Origin of the sequence: Micromonospora sp. AKA38, assembly GCF_027925725.1 — a bacterium.
Taxonomy (GTDB): Bacteria; Actinomycetota; Actinomycetes; order Mycobacteriales; family Micromonosporaceae; genus Micromonospora.
Genome location: NZ_BNEI01000007.1, coordinates 550459 through 568894 on the forward strand (window position 1 = coordinate 550459; position 18436 = coordinate 568894).

General features: G+C 73.9%; 15 protein-coding genes, 1 pseudogene and 1 riboswitch. Of the genes and pseudogenes, 6 read left to right on the plus strand and 10 right to left on the minus strand.

Annotated elements, in window-relative coordinates; genetic code table 11:
• Window positions 1–76: 76 nt before the first annotated feature.
• The 4 genes and pseudogenes from TPA0908_RS29850 to TPA0908_RS29865 form a co-directional block, all read right to left on the minus strand.
• Entirely contained in the window at window positions 77–874 is a 798-nt protein-coding gene (locus TPA0908_RS29850) for an ABC transporter ATP-binding protein (RefSeq protein ID WP_281943646.1), read from the minus strand.
• A gap of 115 nt (window positions 875–989) precedes the next feature.
• Window positions 990–2078 carry a FecCD family ABC transporter permease gene (locus TPA0908_RS29855; protein WP_281943823.1) on the minus strand — a complete coding sequence of 363 codons (1089 nt, stop codon included), beginning with the start codon at window positions 2076–2078 and terminating at the stop codon, window positions 990–992.
• A 68-nt stretch (window positions 2079–2146) separates the two neighbouring features.
• Window positions 2147–3079, minus strand: coding sequence for an ABC transporter substrate-binding protein (locus TPA0908_RS29860; protein ID WP_281943648.1), 933 nt, complete (start codon window positions 3077–3079; stop codon window positions 2147–2149).
• A gap of 82 nt (window positions 3080–3161) precedes the next feature.
• A riboswitch (cobalamin riboswitch) is annotated at window positions 3162–3330 on the minus strand.
• Between the two features lie 71 nt (window positions 3331–3401).
• Window positions 3402–4712: pseudogene (locus TPA0908_RS29865) on the minus strand (M14 family metallopeptidase); the annotation flags it as partial.
• A 206-nt stretch (window positions 4713–4918) separates the two neighbouring features.
• On the opposite strand from TPA0908_RS29865, the gene TPA0908_RS29870 reads away from it, so the two are divergent.
• Window positions 4919–6259 (plus strand): C39 family peptidase, encoded by a 1341-nt coding sequence (locus TPA0908_RS29870; protein ID WP_281943649.1) that lies wholly within the window; start codon window positions 4919–4921, stop codon window positions 6257–6259.
• A gap of 59 nt (window positions 6260–6318) precedes the next feature.
• Here the strand turns inward: TPA0908_RS29870 and TPA0908_RS29875 are convergent, their stop codons facing one another.
• Genes TPA0908_RS29875 through mqnE form a run of 3 tightly spaced genes read right to left on the minus strand, consistent with a single transcriptional unit; the run spans window position 6319 to window position 8260 of the window.
• Window positions 6319–6597 (minus strand): DUF4229 domain-containing protein, encoded by a 279-nt coding sequence (locus TPA0908_RS29875; protein ID WP_281943650.1) that lies wholly within the window; start codon window positions 6595–6597, stop codon window positions 6319–6321.
• Between the two features lie 27 nt (window positions 6598–6624).
• Window positions 6625–7083, minus strand: a complete 459-nt coding sequence (locus TPA0908_RS29880) for a hypothetical protein (RefSeq protein ID WP_281943651.1) — start codon at window positions 7081–7083, stop codon at window positions 6625–6627.
• A gap of 7 nt (window positions 7084–7090) precedes the next feature.
• Window positions 7091–8260 (minus strand): aminofutalosine synthase MqnE, encoded by a 1170-nt coding sequence (gene mqnE, locus TPA0908_RS29885; protein WP_281943652.1) that lies wholly within the window; start codon window positions 8258–8260, stop codon window positions 7091–7093.
• Between the two features lie 230 nt (window positions 8261–8490).
• On the opposite strand from mqnE, the gene TPA0908_RS29890 reads away from it, so the two are divergent.
• From TPA0908_RS29890 to TPA0908_RS29905, 4 genes are all read left to right on the plus strand, one after another.
• Window positions 8491–10155: a C40 family peptidase gene (locus TPA0908_RS29890; protein WP_281943653.1), complete on the plus strand. Its 1665-nt coding sequence runs from the start codon at window positions 8491–8493 to the stop codon at window positions 10153–10155.
• Window positions 10156–10265: 110 nt separating this feature from the next.
• On the plus strand, window positions 10266–11981 hold the full coding sequence (locus TPA0908_RS29895; RefSeq protein WP_281943654.1) for a hypothetical protein: 1716 nt from the start codon (window positions 10266–10268) through the stop codon (window positions 11979–11981).
• A gap of 187 nt (window positions 11982–12168) precedes the next feature.
• The gene (locus TPA0908_RS29900) at window positions 12169–14151 is read left to right on the plus strand and encodes a DEAD/DEAH box helicase (protein ID WP_281943655.1); all 1983 of its coding nucleotides are present in this window, start codon (window positions 12169–12171) and stop codon (window positions 14149–14151) included.
• A 108-nt stretch (window positions 14152–14259) separates the two neighbouring features.
• Window positions 14260–14880, plus strand: coding sequence for a putative glycolipid-binding domain-containing protein (locus TPA0908_RS29905; protein WP_281943656.1), 621 nt, complete (start codon window positions 14260–14262; stop codon window positions 14878–14880).
• 16 nt (window positions 14881–14896) lie between these two features.
• On the opposite strand, the gene TPA0908_RS29910 is transcribed toward TPA0908_RS29905, so the two are convergent.
• On the minus strand, window positions 14897–15457 hold the full coding sequence (locus TPA0908_RS29910) for a TetR/AcrR family transcriptional regulator (RefSeq protein WP_281943657.1): 561 nt from the start codon (window positions 15455–15457) through the stop codon (window positions 14897–14899).
• Window positions 15458–15548: 91 nt separating this feature from the next.
• On the opposite strand from TPA0908_RS29910, the gene TPA0908_RS29915 reads away from it, so the two are divergent.
• On the plus strand, window positions 15549–16448 hold the full coding sequence (locus TPA0908_RS29915; protein WP_281943658.1) for an SDR family NAD(P)-dependent oxidoreductase: 900 nt from the start codon (window positions 15549–15551) through the stop codon (window positions 16446–16448).
• A gap of 13 nt (window positions 16449–16461) precedes the next feature.
• On the opposite strand, the gene cds1 is transcribed toward TPA0908_RS29915, so the two are convergent.
• Together cds1 and TPA0908_RS29925 are read right to left on the minus strand one after the other, a co-directional pair.
• On the minus strand, window positions 16462–17553 hold the full coding sequence (cds1, locus tag TPA0908_RS29920) for an L-cysteine desulfhydrase Cds1 (protein WP_281943659.1): 1092 nt from the start codon (window positions 17551–17553) through the stop codon (window positions 16462–16464).
• 9 nt (window positions 17554–17562) lie between these two features.
• Window positions 17563–18405: an SDR family oxidoreductase gene (locus TPA0908_RS29925; RefSeq protein WP_281943660.1), complete on the minus strand. Its 843-nt coding sequence runs from the start codon at window positions 18403–18405 to the stop codon at window positions 17563–17565.
• Window positions 18406–18436 lie beyond the last annotated feature (31 nt).

Here is an 18436-nt window from a genome sequence, read left to right on the forward strand (position 1 = left end):
CGTCCCGCCCGGTTGTAAGGAGGGGCCCCCTTTTAACAGGTGGCGTTGAGAGGGGGCCCCTTCTCTACCGAATGCGTTAAGCGGGGGCCCCTCCTTCGCGCCGGCGGCGGAGCGGGACGACGTGTGGGCCGTGCGGGCCGGGGATCACCCGGACGTGGGCGCGGTAGTGGCGGGCCAGCAGGTCCTCGGTGAGCACCTCGGCGGGTGGGCCGGCGGCGGCCACCCGGCCGTCGGCGAGCAGCACCAGACGGTCGGCGTACTCGCCGGCGATGGAGAGGTCGTGCATGGTGGCGAGCACGGTCAGGTCGTGCTCACGGCGGAGCTGGTCGACCAGTTCCAGCACCTCCTGCTGGTGCCCGATGTCCAACGCGCTGGTCGGCTCGTCGAGCAGCAGCAGGGTGGCGCCCTGGGCCAGCGCCCGGGCCAGGAAGACCCGCTGCCGCTCGCCGCCGGAGAGCGTGGCCAGCTCGCGGCTGCCGAACCCGGCCAGGTCGAGCCGGTCCAGCACCTGGCGCACGGCGGCCAGGTCGGCGGCGGACTCCCGACCCAGCGGCGGCATGTGGGGCGTGCGCCCGAGCAGCACGTAGTCGACGACCGCCATGCCGGCCGGCACCGCCGGTGACTGCGCCACGGTGGCCACCACCCGGGCCCGGTCTCGCCGGCGCATCGCGCGGATCGGCGTACCGAAGAGGGAGACGGCGTCCGGCGCGGGCAGCAGGCCGCCGACGGCGCGCAGCAGCGTCGACTTGCCGGCGCCGTTGGGGCCGATGACGGTGACCCACTCGCCCACCGCGACGGTCAGGTCTACGCCGCCCAGGACCGGACTGCCGCCCAACTCGACCCGCAGGTCCCGGACCTCGACCGCGGCGGTCACGCTGGTCCCCCGGCGTGCGACTGCGGGGCTCGCAAACCCGGCTCACTCCTCGCGCTCACGCTGGTCCCCCGGGCGTGCGACTGCGGGGCCCGCAAACCCGGCTCACTCCTCGCGCTCACGCGCGCACCCCGCGGGCGGTGCGCAGGATCAGGACGAAGAACGGGCCGCCGAGCAGCGCGGTCACCACGCCGATGGGGATCTCGGCGGGTGCCGCGGCGGTCCGCGCGACCACGTCGGTCAGCGCCAGGAACGCGCCGCCGAAGAGCATCGACAGCGGCAGGATCACCCGGTGGCTGGAACCGGCGAGCAGCCGGACGGTGTGCGGCACGATGATGCCGACGAAACCGATCAGGCCGGAGGCGGAGACCGCGGCGGCGGTGCCCAGCGAGGCGGCGGCGATCAGCAGGTAGCGGGACCGCTGCGGGTGCAGCCCGAGGCTGGTGGCCTCGTCGTCGCCGAGGGCGAGCACGTCCAGCTCCCGCCGGTGCGCCAGCACCACCACGGCGGTGAGCAGGAAGTACGGAAGGACCAGCAGCACGTCGTGCCAGCCGGCGGTGGAGAGCCGCCCGAGCAGCCAGGAGTACACCTGCTGGAGGCTGTCCGAGTGCGCTTGCAGCAGGTAGGTCTGCCCGGCGGCGAGGAACGCCGACACGGCCACCCCGGCCAGGATCAGCGTGGCCGGGGAGCGGTCCCGGCCACCGGCGGCGCCGAGCAGGTACGTCATCGCCACCGCGCCGAGCGAGCCGACGAACGCGGCGAGCGGGACGGTGACCGGCAGACCGGTGAGCGCCCCGCCGGCCCCGGCGCCGAGCACGATCGCCGCGGTGACCGCGAGCCCGGCCCCGGCGGCCACGCCCAGCAGGTACGGGTCGGCCAGCGGGTTGCGGAAGACACCCTGGTAGCAGCCGCCGGCAAGGGCGAGCAGCGCGCCGACGAGCAGACCGAGCACGACCCGGGGCAGGCGCAGCTCGGTGACGATGGCGACCTCCTGCTCGGTGAGCCCGCTGTCGAGGTGTACGCCGGGCAGCAGGTTGAGCAGTTCCGCCGCGACGCTGCCGGGCGGCAGGCTGACCGGGCCGAACGAGACGCCGGCCACCAGCGCGACGAGCACCGCCACCAGCCCGGCGAGCAGCCAACGTGTGCGCAGCCCGGCCGGCCGGGCCGGAGCGTCGGCGTGTGCCGCGCCTCGGCGGGGGTGCGGCAGCCGGCCGGCCGGCCGGGACGCGTCGGGCGTCCCGGCCGGCACGGGGTCCGCCGGTCGTACGGCCACGGTCAGGCCGGAACCTTGGCGGTGGCGTCGACGATCGCCTTCAGCAGCTCGACGACGCGCGGGCCCCAACGCGAGGCGATGTCGTCGTCAAGCGCCACGACCTGGTTGTTCTTGACCGCGGTGAGGCCGGCCCACCCGCTGCGCGCCTTGACCGTGTCGGCGCTCTGCTGGCAGCACTTGGTGTCGGCCAGGAAGACGAAATCGGGGTTCGCCTTGACGATGACCTCCTGGGAGAGCTGCGGGTAGCCGCCGCTCTTGCCGCCGGCGTCGGCCGGGTCGGCGATGTTCTCCAGCCCGGCGAGCGCGTAGATGGTGCCGATGAACGTCTTGCTGGTCGCGGTGTAAAGCTCCGGGCCCAGCTCGTGGTAGTAGGTCAGTTTCTCGGCGCGCTTGGGCAGGTCCTTGGTGAGCGCGGTGATGTCGTCCTTCATCTTCCGCACCACGGCGTCCGCCTCGGCCGGGTGGCCGGTGAGCTTGCCCAGGTCGGTGAGCTGCCGGTACGTGTCGTCGAGCGTGGTCGCGGCCGGGGTGAGCAGGACCGGGATCTTCAGCGCGACGAGCTGGCTGGCGATCTTGTTGGTGTCATTGGCGATCACCACCAGGTCGGGGCTCTTCGCGGCGATCGCCTCGGCGTTCGGCTGGTAGCCGGAGAGGTCGGTCTTCGGCGCGTCCGCCGGGTAGTTCGACTGGTCGTCGACGGCGGTGACCTGCTTGCCGGCGCCGATGGCGAAGAGCATCTCGGTCGAGGTCGGCGACAGCGAGACGATCTTCTCGGGGCGCTTCTCCAACGTCAGGTTGCCCACGCTGGCGGGGAACGAGCCGCCGGACGCGCCGGTGGCGGGGGTGTCGGTCGAGGTCTTCTCGGCGCAGCCGCCGAGCAGCAGCACGCCGGCCGCGAGCGCGGTGGCGAAGAGCCGAGGGGTACGTCGGGTCACAGGTCCTCCTGTCGGTCGAGGAGCGTGGTGCTTCGCCGACAGGGTGGGAGGGCCCGTCCGCGAGGCGCCCTTCCTCGAAGGCGCGTGTCGCGACCGGGCGGCAGGCGACCTGGCTCGTCCCACGTCCGTCGGCGCCGGCGGGAGGCCGACGCCGACCGTACGGGGCATCACAGTTGCGGGACAGCGCCGGTTTCGCACCGGCTTCGCTGTGGCACGGTCGGTGCCACCGTAGCGCACGACCAGCGAAGATCACCCGGACGGGCGGGGTGGGCGGGGACCCCGGTGGGGGTGGGGCCGGGGTCCCCGCCGCCGGGTGAGGTCAGCAGTACTGGCTCTGCTTGCCGATCGCCCGGTACGGGCAGTCGGCGTACTCGGAGAGCGTCAGCACGGCGTCCCGGTTGCGCGAGGTCTGCGCCGGGATCACCTCGTCGGGCGGGTAGAAGCCGCCGCCGGAGGCCGAGCCGGGGTACATCTCGAACGTGTACGCCCAGATCTTGTGGGTGCCCCACATCCAGTCGATGCTGGTGCCGTCCGCGATGTAGAGGTCGCTGGACTGCTCCGGGGTGTAGCCGTTGCTGGCCGCCATCTGCTGGCCGATGGTGGCGAACGTGTTGTACTGGTCGGCGTTCATCCCGGTGGCGGTGTTGCTGTACGTGTAGCCGTACGGCCAGAGCACCAGCTGGGAATAGGTGTGGAAGTCGATGTTCGCCTTGATCTGCTGCACCCCGCCGACGACCCGGCTGTTGACGAAGTTGCGCAGCGCGGCGGTCTCCGGGGCGGAGAAGGCGGACGGGCCGCGGTAGGTGTCCGACGACTTCGAGCTGGACGAGCCGCCGCAGCAGCCCCACTGGTAGCTCCAGTTGCGGTTCAGGTCGGTGCCGACGTACGTGGAGCCGCTGTTGGGCTGCCGGTTCTTCCGCCAGGAGCGGTAGGAGCCGGTGGCGATGTCGTACTCGCTGCCGTCCGGGTTGACGGTGGGCACGATCCAGATCTCCCGGGAGTTCACGATGTTGGTGATCCGGGAGTCGGTGCCGTAGTTGTCGGTGAACAGGTTGAGCAGGTAGATCGCCATCTCGACGGTCAGGTGCTCGCGGGCGTGCTGCTGGGCGTTGAACAGGATCTCCGGTTCGCTCTCGTCGGTGCCGACGTTGTCGGAGATCTTCACGGCCATCAGGTCCCGGCCCTGGTAGGACGTGCCGATGCTGAGCTTGCGGGCGATGCTCGGGTGGTCGGCGACCACCTGGTTGACCACCGCGGTCAGCTCGGCGTAGTCGTGGTAGTTCGAGTCGGCGGGCGGGAACGCGTACGCGGTCGCGCCGCCGGCCGGCGCCGGGGCGACGTCCTTCTCCAGCCGGAAGCCGAGCCGGGTGATCGCGTTCGCCTCGGCGGTGGTGGCCGTGACGTGCAGCACGCCGTGTTCGGAGTAGTCGATGGCGGCGCCGGTGCGGGCGACCGCGGTGCGGTCGGCGACGGTGCGTGGGCCGAGCACCCGGTAGGCGACGGCGGCCGACTCGCCGGCCCGGTCCGGGTCGGGGCGGGCGGCGGCCGGCCCGGCGGCGGCGGTGACCAGGATCAGGCCGACGGCGGCGACGAACGCGAGCCGGCGGCGCAGCGGGGACGTGCGGAGGGCCATGGACAACCTCCTCGGGGTACGGGGAGATCCCGTTGTCCGCACACTCCACCAGCAGTCACATGGTCATATCAACATTCGTCGTTGTCACGTACCATCCCGACCTGATCCTCACGTCGGCAATGATTTTCCATGGCTGAACATCTGGCGAAACTTCCCGCCAAGGACGACAGTGAACGGCAACGATGCCGTTTCCCCGTGGAGCTGCCATGTTCGGAAGACCCCTGCGCGCGGTCGCCCTCGCCGGCCTGACCGCGCTCACCCTGCTCGGCACCACCGCACCCGCCCAGGCCAACGGCCCCCGGCCGGGCGTCACCCACGACGAACAGATCACCTTCCAGGAGTTCTCCCGCTACCCCGACTGGCGTACCGGCACGCACCAGGGCACCCGCGCCGTGCCCGGCCGCCAGCCGGCGCTCACCATCGCCCGGCCCGCCGGCACAGGCGAGTTCACCGACGAACACACCGGCACCACCCGCACCTGGGAGTACGCCACCTGGACCTCACCCGAGCGGCGGATCGGGTTCGACGCCACCGAACTCGTCGCGTCCTGGAACGCCAGCACCCCCACCGGCACCTGGATCCAGGTCGAGCTGCACGGCACCTACAACACCGGGGCCCAGACCCCGTGGTACGTGATGGGCCGCTGGGCCTCCGGCGACCAGGACATCAAGCGGGCCACGCTGGACGGTCAGGGTGACCCCTGGTCGAGCATCTGGACCGACACGTTCGCCGTCGACGACGCCTCGGCCGGGGTGCTGCTGCGCTCGTACCAGCTCCGGCTGACGCTCTACCGCGCGCCCGGACAGGCCGCCGCGCCGCAGGTCCGGATGGTCGGCGCGATGGCCTCGAACGTGCCGGACCGGTTCACCGTCACGCCGAGCCGGGGTGGCATCGCCTGGGGCACCGAGCTGGCCGTGCCCCGCTACTCGCAGAACGTCCACATCGGCGAGTACCCGGAGTACGACGGCGGCGGCGAGGCGTGGTGCTCGCCCACCTCCACCGAGATGGTGGTCGAGTACTGGGGGCGCAAGCCCTCGGCCGAGGACACCTCCTGGGTCGACCCCGCCTACGCCGACCCGACCGTCGACCACGCCGCCCGGATGACCTACGACCACGAGTACGACGGCGCCGGCAACTGGCCGTTCAACACCGCGTACGCCGCCGGCTTCCCCGGTCTGGAGGCGCGCGTCACCCGGCTGCACTCGCTGGACGAGGCGGAACGGTTCATCAAGGCCGGCATCCCGGTGGTCACGTCGCAGTCGTTCCTGGCCGAGGAGCTGGACGGGGCGAACTACGGCACCTCCGGGCACCTGTTCGTGATCGTCGGCTTCACCGCCGACGGCGACGTGATCGTCAACGACCCGGCGTCGTCGTCGAACGAGGCGGTGCGCAACGTCTACAAGCGCGAGCAGTTCGAGCAGATCTGGCAGCGCACCAAGCGGTACCGGGCCAACGGCACCGTCGCCTCCGGCTCCGGCGGCATCGCATACCTGATCAAGCCGCTGAACCGCCCCTGGCCAACCGTCCCCAACTCCACCAACTGGTGAGCTGAAAGGAGGGGCCCCTTGTTAACGCCTGGCGTCGAGAAGGGGCCCCTTCTCACCACTCAGCCTCGGGGCTCGCCCGGCGCGTCGGTGGGCTGGTCGTCGCCGGCCAGGGCGGAGCGCAGCCGGTCCTTCTCGGCGCGGCGGCGCTCCGCCGCGTCGGCCATCTCCCCGGCCATCTCGTCCCGCCACCCCTTCAGCAGGAAGAACGACAGCGTGGCGGAGAAGACCAACGCCAGCATCAGCCGCAGGAACATGTTCATCTCGACGAACCAGAGGGCCGCCAGCACCGCGACGAACAGCCCGATCCGGCCCAGCGTGTACTTGACCGCCGCGCTCATGCCCGCATTCCCACTCTCTCCGCCACCTCAGCCCGTCCGCCGGGCCAGCCAGTGCACGCCATGAAACCAGATCACCGCGTAGACCACGGTGAAAACCGCCGCGGCCAGCGCGCCGGTGAACAGCGCCGGCAGCCCCGCGGCCAGCCCGGCCGCCAGCAACCCGGCCAGCACGCCGACCCCGAGCCCGACCAGCGCCGCCAGCACCCGGGCGGCACCGAACTCCCAGGCCCGGAAGTCGTCCCAGAACAGCCAGAGCGGCAGGATCACCGCCAGCCAGCCGTTGGTCCCCCCGAACCCGCCGGCGCCGAGGGCGGCGAACGCCCACTCGAAGAGCAGCAGCGCCAGCACGCCGATGACCAGGCCGGCGAGCGTCACGCCGAGCAGGTCACCGAGCGTCAGGATGCGTCCCTCGGCGTCCCGCCGAGGAAAGCCGCGCTGCTCCCCGGTGCTCGTCGCCGGGTCAGGCCCAGACCTGCCGGTGCTCATCGCCGGGTCAGGCCCAGACCTGCTGCGGCTCGGAGCGGCGCTCGGCCATCGACGGCGCGGCATCGTACTCACGGACGGTCTCGTAGCGGGTGTTCCGCTCCACCGGGCGGAAACCGGCGTCCCAGATCAGGTGGAGCAGGTCGTCCCGGTGCATGGTGTTCGGCGTGCCGTACGAGTCGGCGTCGTGCGTGATCTTGTATTCCACCACCGAACCGTCCAGGTCGTCCACGCCGAAGTTCAGCGAGAGCTGGGCCACCGAGAGGCCGTGCATGACCCAGAAGCACTTCACGTGTGGGACGTTGTCGAACAGCAGGCGGGAGACCGCGAACGTCTTGAGCGACTCGGCCGGGGAGGCCATCGTGGTGCGGGCCTGAATCCGGTTACGGACCTTGCCGTCCGCCGAGTCGACGAAGTCGTGCTGGTAGCGCAGCGGGATGAAGACCTGGAAGCCCCCGGTCTCGTCCTGCAACTCGCGCAGCCGCAGCACGTGGTCGACCCGGTGCCGGGGCTCCTCGATGTGGCCGTAGAGCATGGTCGACGGCGTCTTCATGCCCTTCGAGTGGGCCAGCCGGTGGATCCGCGACCAGTCCTCCCAGTGGCAGGCGTGGTCGACGATGTGCTGCCGGACCTCCCAGTCGAAGATCTCCGCGCCGCCGCCGGTCAGCGACTCCAGCCCGGCGTCCATCAACTCGTCGAGGATGGCGTCGGCGGTCAGCCCGCTGATCTTCTCGAACCACTGCACCTCGGTCGCGGTGAACGCCTTGAGGTTGACCTTCGGCAGCGCGGCCTTCAGCTCGCGCAGCACCTTGGGGTAGTAGCGCCAGGGCAGCGTCGGGTGCAGGCCGTTGACGATGTGCAGCTCGGTGAGCTGCTCGTCCTCCATCTCCTTGGCCTTGCGGACCGCCTCGTCGATCCGCATCGTGTAGGCGTCCTTCTCGCCCGGCTTGCGCTGGAACGAGCAGTACGCGCACGACGCGGAACAGACGTTGGTCAGGTTGAGGTGCCGGTTGACGTTGAACATCACCCGGTCGCCGTTGAGCTCCGTACGCCTGTGGTGGGCCAGCCGGCCCAGCCAGGTCAGGTCGTCGCTCGCGTAGAGCGCGATGCCGTCCTCGCGGGTCAGCCGCTCCCCCGCGTAGACCTTCGCTTCGAGCTCGCGCTTGAGTCCGGCGTCCATCCGAAAGCCACGTCCTTCCACCTGGGGTCCCGATCGAGCGTACGTCGCGGGTCCGGAGCGTCGCCCGCGCGGTCGACCGCAGCGACCCAGTTCACCGGTCGTCACGCTCCGCACATCGACATCGTTGCGTCGGTGAGGTAAGACAGGGTGGGGCGGAACACACACCAGGGGTCGCCCTGTCTCATCACGCCCACGACGCGTGGCGCGCACCAGACCGGACGGGGAGCGGAATGGTCGACAGCACCAAGGCCCGAAGGCGACGGCGACGCTCACCGGTGATCTCACCGGTGCTGCGCCCGGCGCTCTGGTCCGCCCTGCTCGGGGCGGTCGCGGCTGCGGCGCTCGCGACCCCGGCCTGGGCCGATCCGCTGCCCGACACCATTCCCAGCACCGGGTCCCGGCCGCAGGTGACCGGCCCGCTCCAGCTTCCCACCGTGCCGGGCGCCACCGTCCCCGGCCGACCCGGCGCCACCGTCCCCGGCCAGCCCGGCGTCCCGGTGCCCGGCCTGCCCGGGGCCACCGTGCCCGGCGGCGCACCGGTCCTGCCGGGTGCCACGACCGGCGTCACGAACCCGGCCGACGGGCCGCTGATCGCGCAGATCAACCAGGTCGACGGTCAGGTCGCCCAGCTCGGCGACAACCTCCTGCGGGTCAAGGGTGAGCGGGACGCGGCCCAGGCCGAGCTGACCACCGCCGCCGCCCGGCTCAAGGAGGCCCAGGCCGCGCTGGCCCGGGCCCAGGAGAACGCCAAGAGCGCCGCCGCCGACGCGGTCAAGGCCGACGCCGCGCTGCCGCCCGGCGAGTTCGGCGCCAGCCTGCGCCAGTTCTCCGATCTCCAGCGGATCACCCGGGGCGACAAGGCCGAGGGGGCCACCACGTCGGTGACCGGCGAGCTGCTGCGCGCCACCACCGACGAGCGGGTCGCGCGCGAGGCGCACGCCTCGGTCCAGCGCCGGGTCACCGAGAAGACCGCGGAGTTCACCCGGGTCGAGACCGACCTGCACAAGCAGGAAGCCGCGCTGCTCAAGCTCCGCCGCGACAACGCCGCCAAACTGCTCGACATCGAGCGCCGCGAGGACGCCGCCGAGCAGCGGCTCGGCAACCCGTACGTCGTCAACCAGAGCATCAACGGCCTGGTCGCCGACCCGCGGGCGCTGACCGCCGTGCGCTACGCCCTGGCCCAGTTGGGCGACCCCTACCTCTGGGCGGCGGAGGGCCCGGACCGGTTCGACTGCTCCGGTCTGATGCTCGCCGCCTACCAGTCGGCCGGCTACCGGGGCCTGCCCCGCGTCTCCCGGGACCAGTACTACGCGACCCGCTCCCGCACCGTCAGCCCGACCGCCCTCCTCCCAGGTGACCTGCTCTTCTTCGCCTCCGGCGGTAGCTGGAGCAGCATCCACCACGTCGCCATGTACATCGGTAACGGCAAGATGGTGGAGGCGCCGCGGACCGGCGACGTGGTCAAGATCTCGGTGGTCCGGTGGTCCCGGCTCTACGCGGCGACCCGGGTGGTCGGCGCCGTCCCCGGGCCCGCCACGCCGGTGCCGCTCCCGACCGTGCCGGTCAACCCGCCGAAGCCCGGCACCACGCCGAAGCCGACGCCGAAGCCGACGAAGACCGCCACGCCGAAGCCCACGCCGAAGCCGACGAAGACCGCCACGCCGAAGCCCACGCCGACCACGTCCAGTCCGACGCCCACCCCGTCGACGAGCACCAGCCCGACGCCCACCCCGTCGGACACGCCGAGCCCGTCGCCGAGCCGCACCGCCACCGTCGCGCCGTCGTCGACCTCGGCGGAACCGACCGAGAGCGCCGCCGCGCCGTCGAGCAGCACGGCGAAGCCGACGGAGAGCACGGCCGGCAGCAAGTCCGCCAGCCCGACCAGCACCGGCTGACCCAACCGTCCGCTCCGACTGTGTTCCCGGGCCGGAATGTGGCACGGTGAGATCCAGGCACTTCCGGCCGGCGCCACGGTCGGGGGCGAGCGTGGGTGCGGAGGGGCGAGATGGGCGAGCACGAGGTTCCGGCGGAGACGGTCCAACCGGGATCCACGCCCGACCCCGGCGGGAACGCCGACGAGCGCCCGGCGCAGCCGGGGCCGGTCGCCGTCGCGCGGGCCCGGGTCAGCGTGGCCGGCTCGGCCGTAGCGCCGCCGTCGGGCGGGGAACGGCCCGGTCCGCCGGCCACCGCCACCACCTACCGGGCGGGTGCCCCGGCGGAGAGCGTCCCGCCGCTGGACCGCCGCCGCCCCGGGGCGACCGTCTCGCCGCCGTCCAGTTGGTCCGCCTTCGCGGCGGCCGACCGGCCGGCCTCGACCGACGACGACGCCGGTTCGCCGGCCGCCTCGACGCCGCCGACGCCGGTTCCGGTGGCCCCGATCCCGCCATCGCCGGCCGCCCCGGCCCTGGCCGCCCCGACCCCGGCGGCCCCGACCCCGGCGGCCCCGATCCCGCTCCCGGCCGCCGCGACGCCGGCACCCGTTCCGACCGTGGACGCCGCCGACCATTCCGGGCCGGCTCCCGACGACGCCGCGGCGGGCCCGACCGACGGCGACTCCCCGGCCACCCCGGCCTCCGGTGCCGCCCCGGCCCCCAGCGCCGCCCGGATCTCCGGCTCCGCCCAGGTGCCCAGCGCCCCCCAAGTGCCCAGCGCCGCCCAGGTCTCCGGGGCCGCTCAGGTGCCCGCGCCGCGCGCGGAGTCCCCGGATGCGAGCCGGTACGCCCGCCCCGTCGGCGACGCCGGGCAGCAGCCGGCCGACCGGGTCGCCGGCCGGGTCACGCCCGCGCCACGCACCGACTCCCCGGCAGCGCCCGCCCGGGCCAGCGCTTCGGTACCCGGCCTGAGCCGGGTCTCGGCCGACGAGGTCGCCGTGTCGGTGGCGGCCGCGCCCACCGCCGCGAAGCTCTACCGGGCCGCCCCGGTCAACCCGGAACCGCCGGAGCCCGCCCAGCCGCCGGAGCCGGCGCAGCCGCCGTCCCCGCCGGGCCCCGAGCCCGAGCCGGCTCCGACCCCGGTGCCCGGGCCGACGCCCCCGTCACCGGCTCCGCCCGTACCCGAGCCGGAGCCCCCGCTCCGCCCGACGCCCCCGGTGCCCGCCCCCGTGCCGGCTCCGTCCCCGAATCCGCCCGGACCGAATCCGCCCGGACCGAATCCGCCGGGGCCGGTTCCGCCGGGGCCGGTTCCGCCGATGCCCGGGCCACCCGTGCCGCCCCCGGGGCCGGCGGTGCCTCCGCCACCACCGCCGCCCGGCCCGATGCCCGCGCCCCCGTTCCCGCCGCCGCCGGCGATGGCCGGCGTGCCCGGAGCGCAGCCGGTCTGGCCCCCCACGTCCGCGCCGCCGGCCCCGGCCGTCCCGGCGCCGGCGCCGCCGACCTGGCCGCCGCCGGCCGCTTCCGCACGGCAGACCGAAACCGCCCCTCCGGTACGCCCGCAGCTCGGCAGTCAGGACCTGGCCGGAACCGCGTACGGCGGCACGGAGGGCCCGGGCTTCGCCACGGTCGCGCTCCCGCAGAGCAGCCCGTCGGAGAACACCGGTTCGCTGACCGGGCACATCCTGGCCCAGGGCTGGGCCGAGGACACCCCGGCCAGCCGGGCCAGCAACACCAAGGTCATCATCGTGTTGGCCGTCGCACTGACGGCGCTGATCGCCATCAGTCTGCTCGTGGTGTTCCTGGCCAACGACGCGCTGAGCGGCCTGACCGGCACCGTGCTGACGCGCTGACGGGGTGAGCCCGCCCACTACGGCAGCGCGATGCGGTGGCCGTGTCGGTGAAGCGCCGTACACTTGTCGGGATCACTGACCCGGCGCGCCCGACTGCGCGCCCATGGGCGATCTTGCGGGCGATTCGGCGGCGTGACGGTGCCGCGGCAGGCCATCGCGAAGATGCGCCCCGCTCGAAAGGTATTTCTTGACCACCTTCGCTGAATCCAGCATGTCCCCGTCCACCGACCCGATCACCGACGCCCCCGACTTCGCCTCGCTCGGCCTTCCGGCGCAGGTGGTCGACGCGCTCGCCCGGCAGGGCATCACCACCCCGTTCGAGATCCAGCGGGCCACCGTGCCGGACGCGCTCGCCGGCCGCGACGTGCTCGGCCGGGGCCAGACCGGCTCCGGCAAGACGCTCGCCTTCGGCCTGCCGGTGATCGCCCGGCTCGCCGACCGCAACCGGGCCCGGCCGCTGCACCCCCGCGCGCTGGTCCTGGTTCCCACCCGCGAGCTGGCCATGCAGGTCAACGACGCGCTGGTGCCGCTCGGCAAGGCGGTGGGCATCTTCCTGAAGACCGCGGTCGGCGGCGTGCCGTACGACCGGCAGATCGACGCGCTCCGCCGGGGCGTGGAGATCGTGGTGGCCACGCCGGGGCGGCTCGGCGACCTGATCGCGCGCGGTGTCTGCCGGCTCGACGACGTCGAGGTCACCGTGCTGGACGAGGCCGACCAGATGGCCGACATGGGCTTCCTGCCCGAGGTCACCGAGCTGCTGGCGAAGACGCCTGCGGACGCCCAGCGGCTGCTCTTCTCGGCCACTCTGGACAACGACGTCGACTCGCTGGTCAAGCGGTTCATGACCGACCCGGTCACCCACTCGACCGCGCCGGCCACCGCGGCGGTGTCCACCATGGATCACCACATGCTGCTGATCCCGCCGCACGACAAGTTCGCGGTGACGGCGTCCATCGCCGCCCGTGAGGGGCGCACCATGGTCTTCGCCCGTACGCAGCTCGGCGTCGACCGGCTGGTCGAGCAGCTCACCGCGGTCGGCGTACGGGCCGGTGGCCTGCACGGCGGAAAGACCCAGCGGATGCGCACCAGGACGCTTGCCGAGTTCCGCGAGGGCCGGATGAACGTGCTGGTCGCCACCGACGTGGCGGCCCGGGGCATCCATGTCGACGGGGTCTCGCTGGTGCTGCACGTGGACCCGCCGAAGGACCCGAAGGACTACCTGCACCGGGCCGGCCGCACCGCCCGGGCCGGCGAGTCCGGCGCGGTGGCGACCCTGGTGCTGCCGAAGCAGCGCCGGACCACGTTGGCCATGCTGGAGAAGGCGGGCGTCGAGCCGTCCCAGGCTCGGGTCCGCGCCGGCGACGAGGCGCTGGCCGAGCTGACCGGCGCGCGCGAGCCCAGCGGCGTACCGGTCCGCGAGGAGCCGGAGCCCCGCCGTGGCGGCGGCCCTCGCCGCTTCGGCGACCGGGACGGACGCGGATACGGCGACCGGCCCACCGGCGGACGCAGCTTCGGCGACCGGCCCACCGGCGGACGCGGATACGGCGACCGACCCAGCGGTGAGCGCCGCTACGGCGACCGGCCCAGCGGTGAGCGCAGCTTCGGCGACCGGCCCACCGGCGGACGCGGATACGGCGACCGACCCAGCGGCGAGCGCCGCTACGGCGACCGGCCGACCGGCGAGCGCGGCTTCGGGGACCGGTTCGGTAGCGACCGGACCGACCGGCGCTTCGGCGACCGGCGGTCCGACGACCGCGGTGACCGCTTCGAGGGCCGGCAGTCCGACGACCGGCGCTTCGGCGAGCGGGCGCAGCGCGACCGGACCGGCGGCGACCGGCCGTTCGGGGACCGGCACCGGCCGACCGGCGGGCGCGGCTTCGACCGGGACGACCGGGGACGCGACGACCGCCCCACCGGCGGGCGCGACTTCGGCGAGCGCCGCCACGGGGACCGCCCGCAGGGCGAGCGTCGCTTCGGGGACCGCGACGGCAGCGCCCAGCGGCGCTTCGGGGACCGGGACGGCGGCACCGAGCGTCGCTTCGGGGACCGGGGCGAGGCCCGGCCGGCCGAGCGTCGGGGCGGCTTCCGTCCCGAGGGCCGGGGCCGGGACGACCGGCCGCGCGACGACCGGCGCGGTTTCGGCGGGCGCCCGCCGGCCCGTACCCACTGATCCCGAGCCTCCGGGAGATCACTTCGAACGCCGTCGTCGAGCACCCGCTCGGCGGCGGCGTTCGCGCATCCGCTGCCGGTACCCGGCGGGTCGCGTAACGTCCGGTCCATGCCGAAGTCGCTCTTCTGGGCCCGGACCGACACCGCCGGATCCGAGCACGTCGTGCTCGACGACCGCCAGGGGCTGACCGCGCAGGGCGTGGCGCTGGCCGTGGACCCGATCCCGTACACCTGCCGTTATCGCCTGACGGTCGCGCCGGACTGGTCGACCAGCCTTCTGGAGGTCGACGCGGACGGCGCCGGCTGGGCGCGGAGCGTACGCCTGGAGCGGGGCGGCGACGGGTGGCGAGTGCGTACCGGCGAGGAGGGGGACCTGGACGCGGCGCTGCGGGCGGCCGGGCGTCCGCCCGTGGGCCTGCCCGGTACGGATGACCCGGACCGGCTGGCCGAGGCGCTCGACGTCGACCTGGGCGGTTCCCCGCTTACCAACACGCTGCCGATCCGCCGGATCGGGCTGGGCCGGCTCCCCGCCGACCTGGCGACGAGCGTGACGGTGGTGTGGGTGCTGCTGCCCGGCCTGACGGTGCTCCCCGCCGAGCAGGTCTACACCTCGCTGGGACCGGGCCGGGTGCGGTACGCCGGGGACGGGTTCACCGCCGACCTGGAGGTCGACCCGGAGGGCTTCGTGGTGCGCTATCCCGGGCTCGCGGAGCGGGTCGACCCGCGCTGACCGTCGGGCCGGCCGGTCAGGCGCGTAGTCCGCGCAGCAGGACGCCGAGGTAGCGGTCGGCGGCGTCCGCGTCGCTGATCGCCACGGCGTGTTGCACGCCGCACATCAGGCTGCGCAGGTCGTCGGTCGTGATGTCGGATCGGACGGCGCCGGCCTGCCGGGCCCGGTGGAGCAGGTGGTCGAGCGCGTCGAAGAAATCGGCTGCCGGGGCGACGGCGTCGGCGGTGAGGTCGTCGCGGGCGGCCAGCACCTCGGCCAGCGCCGGTTCCTCGCGGAGCAGCCGCAGCCCGGTCGACATCAGCCGCTCGAATCCGGCGACGGGATCGGCGGCTGCGGCGCTCGCCCGCGCGTCCGCCGCCAGCCGGGTGAAGCTCTGTGCCGCCAGCGCCTCGATCAGCACCTGCCGGCTGGGGAAGTGCCGGTAGGCGGTGCCCACGCCGACGCCGGCGGCCTTGGCGATCGCGTTCAGCGGCAGGTCGCGGTCGCCGCCGCGTAGCCGGGCACCGGCCACGGTGAGCATCTGCTCGCGGACCCGGGCGGAGTCCGCCCGCAGCCGTCCGCCCGGGCCTGTCGACATGGCGAAAGGATAACTCATCCGCTCGCCTGCTACGCTGGACGCAGATCGGATAGATAATCCGATCGGATCGCGCATCCGTTGAGGAGCTGTCATGGCTGTGAGCTGGACCTTCGCCGACATCCCCGACCTGACCGGCCGCACGGCCGTGGTGACCGGCGCGACCAGTGGGCTCGGCCTGGTCGTCGCGCGGCAGTTGACGGCGCACGGCGCGACCGTAATCGCGGCGGTCCGCGACATGGACAAGGCGGCCCGTGTCCTGCCCGGGGTCGAGGCGCGGCGGCTCGACGTCGCCGACCTGGACTCGGTCGCCGCCTTCGCCACCGGCCTGCACGCGCAGGGGCGGTCCCTCGACCTGCTGGTCAACAACGCCGGCATCGGCGGCCACCAGGGCCGCCGGCTCAGCCCGCAGGGCATCGAGATGCAGTTCGCCACCAACTTCCTCGGCCACTTCGCGCTCACCGGTCGCCTGCTCGACCTGATCCGCGACGGCGGGCGCGTCGTGCACGTCGGGTCCGGCCTCTACCGGATCTTCCGGGTGGCGCCGCCCTTCGACGACCCGGCCGCCGAGCGGTCCTACTCGCCCTCGCGGGCGTACGTGACGTCCAAGCTCGCGAACCTGCTCCTCGGCCTGGAACTCGACCGCCGGTTGCGGCGCGCCGGCCGGCCGGTGCAGAGCCTGGTCGCCCATCCCGGGCTGGCGAGAACCGCGTTGAACGACGACATCCGCCGCCCGGCCCTGCGCGCGACGATGGCGGTCCTCCAGGCGCTGATCGGCCGGCCGGCCGAACGCGCGGCGGTTCCGCTGCTGTTCGCCGCCACCGCCCCCGGAGCGCGGGGCGGGGTCTTCATCGGCCCCGGCAACCGGAAGTCGGACGACCGGGTGCACCTCGACCCGGTCGCCGCGCCCGCGAACGACCCGGCTCTGGCCGGCCGGCTGTGGGACCGGGCCCGCACCTGGTCCGCTGTCGAGTACCCGCCGGACCTGCGATGACGACCGACGCCGGTCAGGCCGGCCAGGTGCCGTCGTCCAGGAACCGGTCGACGGCGGTGAGGTACGGGGCGAGGTCGAGGCCCTGCCCGGCCACCCACCGGTCGGAGTAGTACGTGTCGACGTAGCGGTCGCCCGGGTCGCAGATCAGCGTCACCACCGAGCCGGTCAGGCCGGCGGCGCGCATCTCGGCGATCAGCCCGAACGCGCCCCAGAGGTTGGTGCCGGTGGAGCCGCCGACCCGGCGGCCGAGCACCGCCGAGCCGGCGCGCATGGCGGCCAGCGACGCGGCGTCCGGCACCTGCACCATCCGGTCCACCACGCTGGGCAGGAAGGACGGCTCGACGCCGGGCCGGCCGATGCCCTCGATCCGGGAGCCACGACCGGTGTGGACCGACCAGTCGCCGGCCTGCCACGCCGGGTAGAACGCGGAGTTCTCCGGGTCCACCACGCACAGCTTCGTGGGCAGCCGGCGGTAGCGGGCGTACCGGCCGATGGTGGCGCTGGTGCCGCCGGTGCCGGCGCCCACCACGATCCAGGCCGGCACCGGGTGCCGCTCCAGCGCGAGCTGCGCGTAGATCGACTCGGCGATGTTGTTGTTGCCCCGCCAGTCGGTGGCCCGCTCGGCGTAGGTGAACTGGTCCATGTAGTGACCGCCGGTGTCCTCGGCCAGCCAACGCGCCTCGATCACCACCTTGGCCGGGTCGCGGACCAGGTGGCAGCGCCCGCCCTGGAACTCGATCTGGGCGATCTTCTCCGGCGAGGTGGAGGCCGGCATGACCGCGATGAACGGCAACCCGAGCATCCGCGCGAAGTACGCCTCGGAGACCGCCGTCGACCCGGACGACGCCTCGACGATCGTGGTGTCCCGGCGGATCCAGCCGTTGCACAGCCCGTAGAGGAACAGCGAGCGGGCCAGCCGGTGCTTGAGCGAGCCGGTCGGGTGCACCGACTCGTCCTTGAGGTAGAGGTCGATCCCCCACGCCCGGGGCAGCGGGAACGGCAGGAGGTGGGTGTCGGCGGACCGATTGGCGTCCGCCTCGACCGTGGCGATCGCCTCGGTGAGCCAGCGCCGGGCGGCCTCGTCACACCGGTCGAGATGAGTCACGCCGCAACGTTACAAGCGAGGCCGGCTCGCGTCCGGCCGCACCCGGCGTGCCTGCCGGCGCTGCCCGGCCCGGCCGGCGGCACGCACCACCGGCGTGAGCGCCAGGGCGAGCCGGGGGAACGCGTCGAGCAGCCGGACCTGCGCGCCGCGCCAGCGCGGCAGGCTGACCACCGGGCGCGGCCGGCGGGCCAGCCGGACCGCCCGCGCGGCCACCCGCTCCGGCGTCAGCAGCGACCCGGTGAAGGACGCCAGCGCCCCGGGGTCGTCGAGCTTGTCGTGCAGCATCGGCGTCCAGATCCCGTCCGGGCACAGGCACGACACGTGTACGCCCCGGACGCCGGCCATCCGCAGGTCGGTCAGCGTGCCGAGGCTGAACGCCAGCAGGGCGTGCTTGCTGGCCGCGTACACCGTCTCGCCGGGCGCGGCGATCAGCCCGGCCAGCGAGACGACGTTGAGCACGTGGCCGTGGCCCTGCTCCCGCATGACCGCCACGGCGGCCAGCGTGCCGTTGACCGCGCCGAGCGCGTTGATCTCGATCACCCGCTGCCGGGTTTCGGCGTCCTGCTCCCAGGCGGGGCCGGTGACCAAAATGCCGGCGTTGTTCACCCACAGCCCGAGCCCGCCCGGCCCGCCGGCCGCCTCGGCGGCGACCGCCGCGCAGGCGGCCTCGTCGCGGACGTCGAGCGGGCGGGACCAGCCGCCCAGCGGCCCGGCGACGGCGCCCACCGCCTCGGCGTCGACGTCGGTCAGCAGCACCCGCCAGCCGTCGGCGTGCAGCGCGGCGGCGAGCGCGCGGCCCAGCCCGCCGGCCGCGCCGGTCACCACGGCGGCACCCCGCCCCGAGGTCGTCATCGCCGCACGCTATCCGCCCGCACCGGGCGCG

What these genes read in the sequence shown, in the direction of transcription:
- TPA0908_RS29870 (WP_281943649.1), top strand. Translation starts at nt 4,919, where the DNA reads ATGTTCGGAAGACCCCTGCGCGCGGTCGCCCTCGCCGGCCTGACCGCG.
- TPA0908_RS29875 (WP_281943650.1), bottom strand. Translation starts at nt 6,597, where the DNA reads ATGAGCGCGGCGGTCAAGTACACGCTGGGCCGGATCGGGCTGTTCGTC.
- TPA0908_RS29880 (WP_281943651.1), bottom strand. Translation starts at nt 7,083, where the DNA reads ATGAGCACCGGCAGGTCTGGGCCTGACCCGGCGACGAGCACCGGGGAG.
- mqnE (WP_281943652.1), bottom strand. Translation starts at nt 8,260, where the DNA reads ATGGACGCCGGACTCAAGCGCGAGCTCGAAGCGAAGGTCTACGCGGGG.
- TPA0908_RS29890 (WP_281943653.1), top strand. Translation starts at nt 8,491, where the DNA reads ATGGTCGACAGCACCAAGGCCCGAAGGCGACGGCGACGCTCACCGGTG.
- TPA0908_RS29895 (WP_281943654.1), top strand. Translation starts at nt 10,266, where the DNA reads ATGGGCGAGCACGAGGTTCCGGCGGAGACGGTCCAACCGGGATCCACG.
- TPA0908_RS29905 (WP_281943656.1), top strand. Translation starts at nt 14,260, where the DNA reads ATGCCGAAGTCGCTCTTCTGGGCCCGGACCGACACCGCCGGATCCGAG.
- TPA0908_RS29910 (WP_281943657.1), bottom strand. Translation starts at nt 15,457, where the DNA reads ATGTCGACAGGCCCGGGCGGACGGCTGCGGGCGGACTCCGCCCGGGTC.
- TPA0908_RS29915 (WP_281943658.1), top strand. Translation starts at nt 15,549, where the DNA reads ATGGCTGTGAGCTGGACCTTCGCCGACATCCCCGACCTGACCGGCCGC.
- TPA0908_RS29925 (WP_281943660.1), bottom strand. Translation starts at nt 18,405, where the DNA reads ATGACGACCTCGGGGCGGGGTGCCGCCGTGGTGACCGGCGCGGCCGGC.